Here is a 12,364-nt window from a genome sequence, read left to right as displayed (position 1 = left end):
GCTGCACAGCCCACCGAGATTCACGCCAAAAAGCACTACCCTCCTCCAAATCCAGAACCCATGGGTTAGCGCTCACCTCAGATTCATCCGACCCCGGCAGGCTACCGTTACGAGACTGCGGTGCGGCAGTCGGCAAGCCGGGAGACATCATACCGCGCGAACGCTGATACCTGTACAGGAACGCCGCCGTCGAATAATTGTGCATGTTCATCTCCGGGTGGAAATTCCCATCCGCCCAACCGAACGTAATGCCCTTCTGACGAGCCCAAATATACGCGGCGTAGTCCGGATCATCCGGAGTGATATCTCCATAAGGACTCGTCGCCGGAAGCTCCACTCTCGGCGAACCCGCAAGACGGTACAGCGCCACCGTCACATCGCGGCGCGTCATATAGCTGTTCCTACCTGAATCAGAAAACTCAGGAAGAACCTGACGGCGCTTAAACCATGCCCAGGCGGCGTTGACCTCCTTATTCTTCGTAAACTGCAGCTGTAGATCCTTCGAAGTAAGCTGCTCAACCGACTCAACCGTACCGTCCTTGCCGGCAGTCACCTTTTCCAAGAAGAGCCTGTACGAGCCGTCATAATTCAGCGGCGCACCGGAGATGGTCAGCTTCTCATCCATCGTGCCGTCATGGATGCTCTCAGCAGCAATCTCCTGCACCAGCGTCTTCTGACCGGTCAGATGTCCCTGCTCATCAACATGTTGTACCGAGAAACGGTAAGAGACCCCAGGCTGCTTCTTCAAACCGACGGCGCGTACCGGCAAGATATTTTCCTCATCATAAGGGCTCACCGTCGTAGCCTTCAGAAACATCTCAGGGCTAGCCGATTCCTTATTAAGCGAACGTACCGGAATGAAATCTGCAACATCATTCAGCAACTCACCGGGGTAATTCTCATCCTCCGGACGGTCTTTACCGTAGAAACCAATCTTATAGACCTTACCCGGCTTAAGCGTTCCCCCAGGAATCGTAATAGACGTCTTAAAATGCCAATTCAGGAAATAAACGCGCTCTCCACTACGGGAAGCCGGGTACGGAATCCGAGTGGTGAATTCTGGTTCGCCTACAATCTTTCCGGTCTTCGGGTCGACTTCATAAAAAGCCAGAAGCGCGGGGCCATCCTTGCCCTCTCGACTACCGCTCGTAAGGATATGGAACCCCTCAATCGTCAGAGTCGTATCCTTCCACGGGTCATCAATTGCGGGCACACTGAAAATGTACGTCGTCTCAGTCGGCTTAGGGTCCTGCACAACATTAATAGGTGCACGCGCCACAAAACGGAATTCGGACGGCCAAGAATCCTCCCGGTGGCCCTTCTTGTGGTACGTCAAAATGACGTCGAAAAGAGTGCCTTCATTAGCCTCAATAATGTACGGCCCAATATTGAGAAAGAAGGTGTAGCTCCCGTCTGGGTTTTCTACCATCTGCTTCGGGTTGGGATCACGGTCAAAGAGGTAGCCAAAGTAGGCATATCCGTCAATGCGGGCATACGCGGCTTTGAAGTACGAAGAACCGCGGTCAACCAGAGAAAATTCGTAGAATTCGTAATTCTGGCGGAATTCAGCACTGAGCGGAGGCGTCGTCAGCGTTACTGTGCCGCCTCGAGAAATGTTGAGAGTCTCAGGAGAGACTTTAAACCCTTCCATTTCAGGATGGCGAGATTCATCTACCTTCGGAAGCGAAGACGTGGCTTCGTCAGCATCTTCTTGAGCTGCGGCGGGGGAGGCGGGGGTCGCCTGTTCCGGGTCTGCATGAGCAGGTGCAACCTGTGCCGGTTGTGCCGGGTGTTCGGGAGCCGCCAGCGCCGCCGGGGTGATACCGGCAAGCGGGCTCAAACCCAGCAGCAACGACAGGCTGAGCGCACGGGCGCTTGCCGGATGGCGCGGAGAGGTGGAACAGCGCCGGGCGCCTCGTGGTGTGAAGAATGAAGACATCATTATCCCATCTACAAAATTTATACGGTGATTGAAACGAGTGAGTAGATGAAGTGAGTGAAAAAGTTGAGCGGATAAAGCCTGAAAAGACCCCCCCAAAAAAACAGAGGAGAAGTAGCCCCGTAAAGCCTGGTGCTAGGCAAAAGAACTCGCAGAGGCAGGGAAGAAAAACCGGGGTGGCACCGGCAGGCTGAAAAGTCGAACTACGTCGAGCATCCCAGCCCACCGGTTACCTCACTCACCACGACCCGGCGCTACTTGAGGTGGCTGCCGCCGTGCGCCAAGCGGTACAGCATCAACTTCAAATCACCAGAGGAAACGAAAGACCTATCAAAGTCCTCATAGACGTATTCCCCATCAACGCGGTAACCCCACATGCGGTGATCAACAGCCCACTGAGCCTCACGCCAAAAAGCGCTACCCTGACGAACCTTATGCTGCCAGCCGCTAGCACTCCGAGGCGCATCCTGGTTACCCGGCACAGACAAGCTACGCGGCAACGAGGCAGAGGTCGGCGCCTTCGGCGTGACCTGACCCATCGCCTTCTGGTACCTGTACATGAACGCCACCGTCGACGGGGTCGAAAGCTTCGCCTCCGGGTGGAACTTGCCGTCCGCCCAGCCGAAGGTAATACCCTTCTGACGAGCCCAAATGTACGCGGCGTAGTCCGGGTCGTTCGTTGCCACATCCGCGTACGGGCTAAAAGCAGGCAGCTCAACCTTCGGGGAACCAGCCAATCGGTACAGCGACACCGTCACATCGTGGCGCGTCATACCGCTATGCCAGGACATCGGCGAAGGATTAGGCAAAATATCACGATCAGCAAACCACTGCTCAGCAGCCTGCAACTCACCCTCACGCGTCAGCTTCAGAGGAATATCCTCGAAAGCAAGCTGCTCCACCGACTCGCCGGCACCATCCTTACCGGGGGTGACCTTCTCCAAGACCAGACGATAAGCACCCGAATAGCTCAGCTGCTGAGCGATCGTCAGATTCAGCTCCACCCTGCCATCCTTGATGAGGTCAGCCGGAATCGCCTGCTGGAACACCGTCTGACCGGTCAAACGCCCCTGCTCATCAACATGCTGCACTGAGAGGCGGTACGATCCTTCACCCGGCGCAAAGAGCCCGGTAGCGCGTGCCGTAAACAAGTTCGTCTGCGCGTACGGGTTCAGGCCCACCGACCCAAGGTGCAGTGTGGGCCCCGCGGACTCCTGCTCGGGAGAATGCACCGGAAGGAACTCGGCAACATCATTCAGCATAGAACCCGGAGAATCTTCCATGCCGGGGTAAGGCAACCCGTTCCCATACATACCAATAAAGTAGAGCTTGCCCGGCTTCAACGTACCCGCAGGAATCTTCAGCTCCGCACTGAAATAGTTATTGCGGAACCACCTGGTGTTAACCCCGTAGTACGTGTAGTCATCCCGCTGAGTGAACACAGGCTCACCCACCATCTTTCCCGTTGCAGGGTCAGCCTCATAGATAGCGATGACCGGCCAATCATTACCAACCATTTCACTAGCCTGGGAGAGGATATGGCGTCCCTCAACCCGCAGCGTCGTATCCTTCCACGGGTCATCGATAGCGGATTGACTGAAGGTGTAGGTCCCACGGGTCGGTTGCGCATCCTGAACCACATCAATATGGGCGCGGGCATACAAACGGTTGGACCTACTCGAAGGTTCCGGCTCAGCTTCATCCAACGGGTAGTAGGTCATCACTACATCGAAGAGCTCACCGTCGGCAGCCTCAACGTACTGCGGGGGAACCTTAAACGTGTAGGTGAGGCTACCGTCCGGGTTCTCCCGCACCTGATGATCCAGATCCTTGAGCATCCCGCCGTACTCGTCGAGAGGCGCATAAATATTGTGTTCCGCATACACGTACACCGACCCGCGCTCCACCAGAGCCAGCTCGTGGAAAGTGTACTTCTTACGGAACTCGGCGCTCAACGGGGAAGTCGTCACCGACACCGTGCCACCCTGAGAAATATTGAGGGTTCCCGAATCGACCTTCAACTTAACATTCGCCGGGTTCTCCCAATCAACAGCATCAGCGGCAGGAGGGGCCATCGGAAGCTGCGCGCTCACCGTGAACTTATGGCTACCGTACGAATACTGAGAATCCGAGAACACCACACGCACTTCAGCCATCGAACCGCGAGAAGAAGGCCTATTGTAGGAATCACCGTGAACCTTATACTCAACCTCCACGGTCAGAGTGCCGTCAGCGTTGCGGGTTACCAGCTCGTCACGCTTATAGTATTGACCCGCTACATCATTCCTCGCAAAATATCCCTGCTCACCAGAGGTAGCGTTATAAATCGACACAGAGTCAAGGTAGTACCCCAGGTCAACCTCGGGGGAAATATTAGAAATAGTTACCTTATAGACGCGGTCCTGACCGGGATCAAAATCCTGCGCGGCAACAGATACCTTCGGCAGGGTATTCCTGAACGAATTATCCTGATACGCCATGCGCGCAGGGCTATTACCCACAGGAACGAAGGGGAACTTGCGCGTCAGCTTATTCCACCCGTGGGTTTCTACACCGGAAACACCCAGGGAATACCCCTTACCGGACTTCAAAACTCCCGCGGGGATAGTGACCTTTTTCTGGAAATAGCCGTTAGGAATCAGGCCCTTGAAAATGCGCTGATTCTCTTCCGTATCCGGTGCCTTCAGTTCACCAAGCGAAGCCACATTATCGTTCGTGACCTTTCCCTGCTCATCATGCTCGGACAAGGTGAACTTCACGGAGCTGACATCCTGAAAACCGGTACCCGTCAACGTCACCTCAACCGGCTGACCGGAAGCAATCTGCTCCTCAGAAATAGCCGAAACATCATAGGTGATGGAGGGAAGGACAGCCTTCGGGAGGTTGAACTCCACCGGCAGCGCCGTACGGACGCGGTCCTCAGTGTTCCACGCGTAGGGGTGGGCATCGTCTACGGGGCGGTAGGTCAGAATGACCTCGTACTCCAGGTTCGCCGGCAGGCTATTCGCCGGAACCGTCAGGTCATCGCTGAAACTGCCGTCAGCAGCCGGTTTCGGGGCGTCAAAGATAAGGCCGCGGTGATCGACCTTTTGGTAGGGGTTAGCGTAGGTTGAAGAGCCCTTCGGGGCAATCGTGAGGCTACGTAGCTCATGATGCGCCAAGAACTCGGGGGTCAGCCCGGTACCCTCCACGTGGACGGTGCCGCCGTGGAGAATGTCGAGGGTTCCGCTGGTCACGCGTAGGGTCGGCAGGGGTGCATCCTGCTTATCACCCTGCGCGGGCGCATTCTGTACGGGTGCTGCTTGAAGTGCTGCCTGCTGCTTGCCTGTCTGCTGCGTATCTGCCTGCTGCGCGGGGGAGGCGGGCGCCGGCTGAGCCGCCACCGGCGTCAAAGCCAACAGCGGAGTCAAACCCAAAACCAGGGAAGCACCCGCAACTTTTCGGCGCGTGCCACGAGCAGGCTTAAAGAAGGAGGACATCATCATCCAATCTGAATTTTCTGCATGAAAGAGGGCGAATGAGAAAAGAAGTTGAGAGGATAAATGAGTGACAGTCCACCGCACCAAACCCGCACCGAATCCATATCGTAGAGGAGACGTAGCGGCGGCATGCTGAAGTGTAATTTCAGCCTACCAATCCGCGTCTTAGACAATCAACGAAAACACGAGAAAAGCATGCCGATGAGAGTTATAAGACAAAAAATTCAAAAATTACGTCCCTGGTTTATGCAAAGCCCAAACCCCAAAAAGACTGCACAACAGAGAAACAAAACTGGAAACATCACCAGCACTAAAAACAGCACCCAGCAGCGCCTGCACCAGCAGCGCCAGTACCATAAAGCGGGCACACAGAAGGGACGGTGAGAGAAAAACTCTCACCGCCCCTTCTATAGCCACTATCTTCAGCTGCTGTTCTTAGAAGTCAACCCAAGCTAAAACACGCAGGGGCAACCGTACGGTTCAAGGCACCTGCCGAATCCTAATCATCGATATAGGGGCTGTTGGGGATGGTGTCAAGCATGTCGAGCATTGACAGGACACGAGCCAGCTCCTCGCGGGTAGCAGTCTTGGTCGGACGGAAATCCTTGCTCTTATAGTGATATCTCGTATCGATATTCACCGACGAGTGCAGCCACACCGACTCGGTGTAGAACGGGGCACCCGGCTTCATATCCTGCGGGGTAGTGGGACGGAACCAATAAGAACGACGACCGGGGGTAAGCATAAAGTAACGGTAGAAGAACGCAGCCATCGTAGCGCGGCTAGCCACCGCCTCCGGGTGCATCTTACCGTCAGACCAGCCCGAGGTCAGACCATTCTGGTACGCCCAAATGTATGCCGAGTAACGCTCATCCTTCGGGGACACATCCGGGAAAGGAGAACGCGCAGGAAGCTTCACCTTCGGTGAGCGGGCGCCTCGGTAAATTGCATCCATCAGGTCGCCGCGAGTCACCGCACGCTGAGGGTGGAAGCAACGATCCTTATCAATCAGCAGAATCTTTGCGCTACATGACCTGTAGATATCGGGGGCGTACTCGCCATCCATATCAATATCCACAATGAACGGTGCCCACGCGAACTCAGTGTTAATCGTTGGGCGAACCTCAATAGTGCGCAGGATGGTGTACTGCTCACGGCGCGGACGAAGAGACAGACGAACCCCGTAGTTTCCCTTCGGGCCGGCAGTGATGTCACGATTAATGACGTGGTGCCTTACATAGAGGTCATTCTCAATGCGCTTCTTCGGCTCAAGAGCGAAGAAATAGAACTGAGTGAAGCCCTTCTCCTTGGTGTAGTAGCCAGCCTCAATGTATGGGGTGTACAGGCCAGTATCAAGCACAGCCTGCAAACCGGTAATCTCGTAGCTGAGGTTGAAGCCGCTAATATCAAACGACGCCTCGGTAATCTTGAACGTCAGCGGGGTGGTCTTAACGTCCAAGGTGGCAGCCTGGGCGCTCTGCTCGCCGGCATGGTGTGCACCCAAAGCGCCAGCGACTGTTAGTGCTGCCGCACCCTTAAAAAGGGCGCGACGAGAGGAAAAAGTAGACATATCATTGTCCTATCGATGTGTTTCTGAGTGGTTACTTCTACGCTAGCAAACCAATAACCATTGGTTAAACCTCTAGTCGTTTGTTATACGTACGTGGCGTGACGTGTTTCCATGTGTGCTGGGTTGAGAATGTGAATGTTAGTGAGTGAAATACCCGCCACCAATGGCGAGACGTTTAATACTATAAACATTTTTACTCGCAAAAAGAAGGCGGATAGTTGGACACTAACCGCCTTCTCTGCTCATCAAAAGCTACCCCTAAAATGTGGGGAAATGTGGTTTTACAAGGGGTAATACAGATTTAAGCCACTAGAAAAAATAGTTAAAAAATTTTCAATATGATGCAAAAAATAAGCGGAAACAAATAGTTGGGCAACCTACTGCTCATGCACCAGCAGCGTCAAAACACCCGCCTTACGCGCCGTCGGCAGGGTGCACTCCACCGACCAGTCCTCGCTGACCGCCTCCAAAAATTCGGCAATACCCGCCGTGGAACCATCAATAGGACGAGCTGCCAAACCCGACTGAATCAGGTAGCGTGCAAACAGGCCGCGGTAATGCTTCGCCATGTGTGAGACGACCTTACGCGACCCATCAGCCGCCACACGCTCCACACGAACCGCCAGAGTCTGCGACGGGGGAGTCACCCACGACTTCGCGTAGGCTGCAGAACGGCAATCCAGAATCAGCTGGTCCCTCGCAGTCGCTTCCAGTGCGGTACCCAACGCACCTTTCCAGAAGGAGGCGAGCGCACCCACCGACCCCAGCTTCACGCCCATCGAGAGGCGGTAGGCGGGGATTGCGTCTTCGGGGCGCAGAATACCCCACAGTGCCGAAGAAATCAGTAGCGACCAGTGCGCGGCATCGCGTTCGGCGGGGGAGAAGCTCGCATAATCCAGCGCCTCAAAGAGCACACCCGTGTAGGTGCGGATCGCGGGCTGTGCCGGTTCGGTCAGCAAGCGGGTATTGCGTTCCACCTCTGCTGCGAGGGATGCACCCACCTTGAGCTCCGTGAGAGCATCGGGGCCCGAGCTAACTGCCGCCAGCTCCTCCAGGACGCTCTCACGCTCGGCGGTCAGCTCAGGGAACGAGAGGTCAGCGAAGCATACGGGCGCGTTGCCGGCGGGAGCGGGAGTTTTACCTTCGGAAGGGGGAAGAAGAATCAGCATCTCTCCAGTGTACCCGCGAGACGCAGTGTAGCTACGAGGCGCAGTGTAGTTGCGAGACGTCAGCGTGCCCGCGAGGTCGCTAGTGTACCCATGTGTACCCGCGAAGCGAACCCGGGAAATAGCCACATCCAAGGGTGTGCGTATAATGGGTTGGGTGAAACGGGCCGTCTGGGCAATCGCGAGGCACACGTGCTTCGAGGAAAGTCCGGGCTCCACAGCACAGGATGGTGGATAACATCCACTCGGGGTAACCCGCAGGCCAGTGCCACAGAAAGTAAACCGCCGCGGTTCGCCGCGGTAAGGGTGAAAGGGTGGTGTAAGAGACCACCAGCGGGCGCGGTGACGTGCCCGGCTAGGTAAACCCCATTCGGAGCAAGGTCAAACAGAATACGCCATGGTAGGGTAGTGCGCCCGATCCCCGTCAGCTTCCTTTACGGAGGTGGGGTGCGTATTCGGGTAGGCTGCTTGAGACGTGCGGCAACGTACGTTCTAGATAGATGATTGCCTCAAAATGCCCCTTCGGGTGGCGTTTTAGACAGAACCCGGCTCATAGGATGACCCGTTTCACGCTACCGTTAGCTGATGGAAAACATCATCGGCTGATGGAAAACGAAGACCGCGAATGCGTTTTTAGAGTGCATTCGCGGTCTTCGTTTTAAACTTCTTGAAAAGGTCTCTGACCTTTAGAAGAGCTCGTGATTAGTGGCCGAACGGATCCGGGTCCACGCCGGGCGTCCACGAGTTACCGTCGACGGTCCAGCCTTCCTTCTTCACGACCTTCTTCATCTTGCTGGTCCACTTCTTGTTCAGGCGGTTCACGTACAGCTTGCCGTCCAGGTGGTCGGTTTCGTGCTGCATGCAGCGTGCGAACCAGCCGGTCGCCTCAAACTGGACGGGGTTGCCGTGCTCGTCAAGACCGTTCACGGTCACCCATTCGGCGCGCTTGAGGGGGAAGCCGTAACCGGGGAAGGACAGGCAGCCCTCTTCCTCCTCGTAGGGGTCCGGGTCAGCGGTAGAAATCTTGCCCAGGGTCAGTACCGGGTTGATGATGCAGCCGCGCGGGGGAACGCCGTCCTCATTCTCCATCTTGTAGGTGAAGATGCGCAGGCCCACACCAATCTGCGGTGCCGCCAGGCCCACACCGTTGGATGCGTCCATGGTTTCGTACATGTCAGCCACGAGCTCCTTGAGCTCATCATTAAACTCGGTGACGGGTGCCGCGGGGCGGTGCAGAACGGGGTTGCCGTGAATAACGATGGGGCGAATAGCCACGGAATTATCCTTTGCTTGTGTTGAACGGGAACTGTTGAGTGGGAACTTGCCGGGTACACCGTGTGTGGGTGAACCGGATTGAGGGTAAGCGAAAGGGCCGTTACGGATAACCATAACGACCCTTTCCATCGGGGTGATCGACGGGGGTTGAACCCGCGACCTCCTGGACCACAACCAGGCGCTCTGCCAACTGAGCTACGACCACCATGTGCTTCGCTTGGTTTCCCTTGCGATATGCAACGGATACTACTGTACAGGAGATTCAGAAACCTGCCAAGTTGAAAAGCTATGATGCTCGTTACATTCTGCGCTTACGCCTTGGATGCCTCAGCCGCCTCGCGTGCAGCACGCTCAGCCTCCACCTCACGCGCAATCTGCGCCGAAGCAATCGCATCCGGGCCCTGCGGCACAAAAATGGCGCGACGGTAATACTTCAACTCATCAATCGAGTCCTTGATATCACCCAGTGCGCGGTGGTTACCGGTCTTCGCCGGGGCACTATGACGAGCCGCCGGGTACCAGCGCGACGCTAGCTCCTTAATGGTCGACACATCAATCACACGGTAGTGAAGGTGCGCCATGACCTCGGGCATGTAGCGCTCCAAGAAGCGCTTATCCATGCCCACCGAGTTGCCGCCCAGCTGCGCCTTGCCCGCCACCGGAACATACTTCTTGATGTAGCGAAGCACCTGCTCCTGCGCGTAATCCATCGACACACCGTGCTCAATATCGGGCAGTAGACCCGACGCCTCATGCATCGAACGCACAAAGTCATTCATGTTCTCCAGCGCACCGGCAGGAGACTCATCACCGGGCTTAATGACGAACTCAACGCCAGAACCCAGAATGTTCAAATCGGCATCCGTGACCAGAACGCCCACCTCGACGAGAGCGTCGTTCTCCACGTCCAGGCCGGTCATCTCGCAGTCAATCCATACAATACGTTCACTAGAAATACTCACTCTCCCACTCTACCCCCAAACGCTGCCGGCCTGGCGGGTAGCACGTCACAAAAGGGGTACAAGAGGGCGCAAGAAAGGTACGAGCGGATGCGCAAACGGCGGCAGCGGGGGAGAACTGCGCCACTCTGCGTGCCCTTGAGGCGTGTCCACAAGCGTCTTCGCAACAGTGATTCTCGCAAGTGCATCCAAGGGCTCCGGTATGATAAAAACCAGAACGACGATGCAGACAGAAAGGGAGTTATGCGCGCACCAAAGGAGCTAGCACACCGGCTCACCACCCCCGGTGCACACGACGCACCTCTCTCACCCAAACTCTTGGACTACGTCAATAATCACCGTCTGCGCACGCTGATTATCGGCACCATCGGCTCCATCATGGTCACCCTCGGCTCCTACGCCGTCGGCTGGCTCGCCGACAGCTCCAGCTTCTGGCGCTACGACATTATTCGAGCCATCCGATTCGAAGCAGCATGGGTCATCACCGGCATTATTCTGCTCGCCCTCGGCGCTATGATCATGTGCCGTGAATGGCTGCGCATCTACCAGAAAATGGGCGACTGGAACGAACCCAACGCCATGCGGTGGATGATTGCCGTCACCGCCAGCTGGTCCCTGCCGCAGATTTTCGCGTTCACCATCTACAGCCGCGACATGTTCTCCTACTACGGTCAGGGCATGGTCATGGCGCACGGCCTCAACCCGTACAAGCACGGTGTCTCCGAAATCTCGAACTTCATGCAGAACGGTGCGGACCCCATGTGGGCGGAATCCCCGCCCCCGTACGGACCTGTCTCCCTCAAGCTCGAAGAGTGGATTGTGCGCCTGGCGGGGGAGAACATCGACCTCTCCCTCTTCTACTTCCGCCTGCTCTCCGTGTTCGCGGTCATCGGCATTCTCTTCTACGTGGCAAAACTCGCCCAGGCGCACGGCTTCAACCAGGTCCGCGCTCTCTGGCAGATTGGCCCGAACCCGCTGTTCATCGCATCGTTCATCGCCAGCGGCCACAACGACTCGCTCATGACTATGTTCATGCTCGGGGGTCTCTACTACGCCAAGCGCTACCGTGACACCTGGTGGGGCGGCCCGCTCGGCGTGACCTTCGTAGCCCTTGGCGTTGCCGTCAAGCCGCTCGCCCTCGTGGTGCTACCCTTCGTGGGTCTGCTCTGGGCGGGTAAGAACGCCTCCTGGCCGCGTAAGTTCATCTTCTGGGTGCTCTCCGGCGTGCTGTTGCTCGCCGAAATGGCGCTCATGGGCTGGGCAACCGGACTGGAATTCGGCTGGATCAAGGCACTGTCCACCACCGGCGGCCAGTACATCTGGTACACCCCCTTCGGCCTGGTCATCGGCGCCGCCTCCCTGTTCGTTCAGGGCGACGCCTTCGAGGTCATCCGCAAGCTCATCGAGACCGTCGGCAAGGGCATCGGTATGCTCGGCGCGGTAGCAATGGCATTCGTTGGACGCGACCGCAACATCGTGCGCCACGCCGGCCTCGCAATCCTGTTCATGCTCCTGTGCAGCCCCATGATTCAGCCCTGGTACCTGCTCTGGGCAATCCCGATGCTCGCCGCAACCGGCCTGCGCTCGCACTTCCAGCTCATGTGGTACTTCATCACCACGCTGTTCTTCATGGCGTACGGTGTGAGCGACCAGCTGAACGTGTCGCCCTACCTGCGCGATTTCAACCAGGACATGGGCCGACTCATCGCGACCGTCATCTGCCTGGGCTACATCATCTACCTGGTCGCCCTCGACCCGGCAACCCGCCGCCTGGTGTACGTGAGCCTGCACCCCACGCAGATTCGCCGCACCACCATCCGTCTGTGGTGGCAGCTGTTCCCCGGTGCATCAAGCCGCCGCGCACGCCGCCGCGAGGTGAAGAAAGCAGAACGCGAAGCCGCCAAGGTAGGCTCCTAGCGCGTCAGCCGGATGCGCCGCCCAACGGACCGGCCCCCGCGTGAGAGGCGCGGTGCATG

The 12,364-nt window shown here is 56.9% G+C and carries 7 protein-coding genes, 1 tRNA gene and 1 other RNA gene; 2 read left to right on the top strand and 7 right to left on the bottom strand.

Features of this window, described 5'->3' with window-relative positions; all coding sequences use genetic code 11:
* The 4 genes from HMPREF2942_RS08255 to HMPREF2942_RS08235 form a co-directional block, all read right to left on the bottom strand.
* On the bottom strand, nucleotides 1–1,942 hold a 1,942-nt coding region (locus HMPREF2942_RS08255), incomplete at its 3' end, for a superoxide dismutase (RefSeq protein WP_070688836.1).
* A gap of 251 nt (nucleotides 1,943–2,193) precedes the next feature.
* Nucleotides 2,194–5,418 carry a siroheme synthase gene (locus HMPREF2942_RS08250; protein ID WP_246824410.1) on the bottom strand — a complete coding sequence of 1,075 codons (3,225 nt, stop codon included), beginning with the start codon at nucleotides 5,416–5,418 and terminating at the stop codon, nucleotides 2,194–2,196.
* 499 nt (nucleotides 5,419–5,917) lie between these two features.
* Nucleotides 5,918–6,988 carry an S-layer homology domain-containing protein gene (locus HMPREF2942_RS08240; RefSeq protein ID WP_070688835.1) on the bottom strand — a complete coding sequence of 357 codons (1,071 nt, stop codon included), beginning with the start codon at nucleotides 6,986–6,988 and terminating at the stop codon, nucleotides 5,918–5,920.
* A 377-nt stretch (nucleotides 6,989–7,365) separates the two neighbouring features.
* The gene (locus tag HMPREF2942_RS08235) at nucleotides 7,366–8,157 is read right to left on the bottom strand and encodes a YaaA family protein (RefSeq protein WP_070634370.1); all 792 of its coding nucleotides are present in this window, start codon (nucleotides 8,155–8,157) and stop codon (nucleotides 7,366–7,368) included.
* 160 nt (nucleotides 8,158–8,317) lie between these two features.
* On the opposite strand from HMPREF2942_RS08235, the gene rnpB reads away from it, so the two are divergent.
* Nucleotides 8,318–8,723: RNase P RNA component class A (rnpB, locus tag HMPREF2942_RS08230), an RNA gene on the top strand.
* 133 nt (nucleotides 8,724–8,856) lie between these two features.
* Here rnpB and def read toward each other — a convergent pair.
* The 3 genes from def to orn all read right to left on the bottom strand — a co-directional run bounded on the left by def (nucleotide 8,857) and on the right by orn (nucleotide 10,391).
* Nucleotides 8,857–9,429 carry a peptide deformylase gene (gene def, locus HMPREF2942_RS08225; RefSeq protein ID WP_005506273.1) on the bottom strand — a complete coding sequence of 191 codons (573 nt, stop codon included), beginning with the start codon at nucleotides 9,427–9,429 and terminating at the stop codon, nucleotides 8,857–8,859.
* Nucleotides 9,430–9,561: 132 nt separating this feature from the next.
* Nucleotides 9,562–9,634 (bottom strand) — tRNA-His (locus HMPREF2942_RS08220).
* A gap of 106 nt (nucleotides 9,635–9,740) precedes the next feature.
* Nucleotides 9,741–10,391, bottom strand: a complete 651-nt coding sequence (gene orn / locus HMPREF2942_RS08215) for an oligoribonuclease (protein WP_005506271.1) — start codon at nucleotides 10,389–10,391, stop codon at nucleotides 9,741–9,743.
* Nucleotides 10,392–10,631: 240 nt separating this feature from the next.
* Here orn and mptB point away from each other — a divergent pair, with 240 nt between their 5' ends.
* Nucleotides 10,632–12,305, top strand: coding sequence for a polyprenol phosphomannose-dependent alpha 1,6 mannosyltransferase MptB (gene mptB, locus HMPREF2942_RS08210; protein WP_005506270.1), 1,674 nt, complete (start codon nucleotides 10,632–10,634; stop codon nucleotides 12,303–12,305).
* Nucleotides 12,306–12,364: the final 59 nt, after the last annotated feature.

The organism is Rothia sp. HMSC071C12 (genome assembly GCF_001813895.1).
GTDB classification, from domain to species: domain Bacteria; phylum Actinomycetota; class Actinomycetes; order Actinomycetales; family Micrococcaceae; genus Rothia; species Rothia mucilaginosa.
The sequence above is the reverse complement of the archived record's forward strand: the minus strand, read 5'-3'. Positions and strand labels throughout refer to the sequence as shown.

What these genes read in the sequence shown, in the direction of transcription:
- HMPREF2942_RS08240 (WP_070688835.1), bottom strand. Translation starts at nt 6,988, where the DNA reads ATGTCTACTTTTTCCTCTCGTCGCGCCCTTTTTAAGGGTGCGGCAGCA.
- HMPREF2942_RS08250 (WP_246824410.1), bottom strand. Translation starts at nt 5,418, where the DNA reads ATGTCCTCCTTCTTTAAGCCTGCTCGTGGCACGCGCCGAAAAGTTGCG.
- mptB (WP_005506270.1), top strand. Translation starts at nt 10,632, where the DNA reads ATGCGCGCACCAAAGGAGCTAGCACACCGGCTCACCACCCCCGGTGCA.
- HMPREF2942_RS08235 (WP_070634370.1), bottom strand. Translation starts at nt 8,157, where the DNA reads ATGCTGATTCTTCTTCCCCCTTCCGAAGGTAAAACTCCCGCTCCCGCC.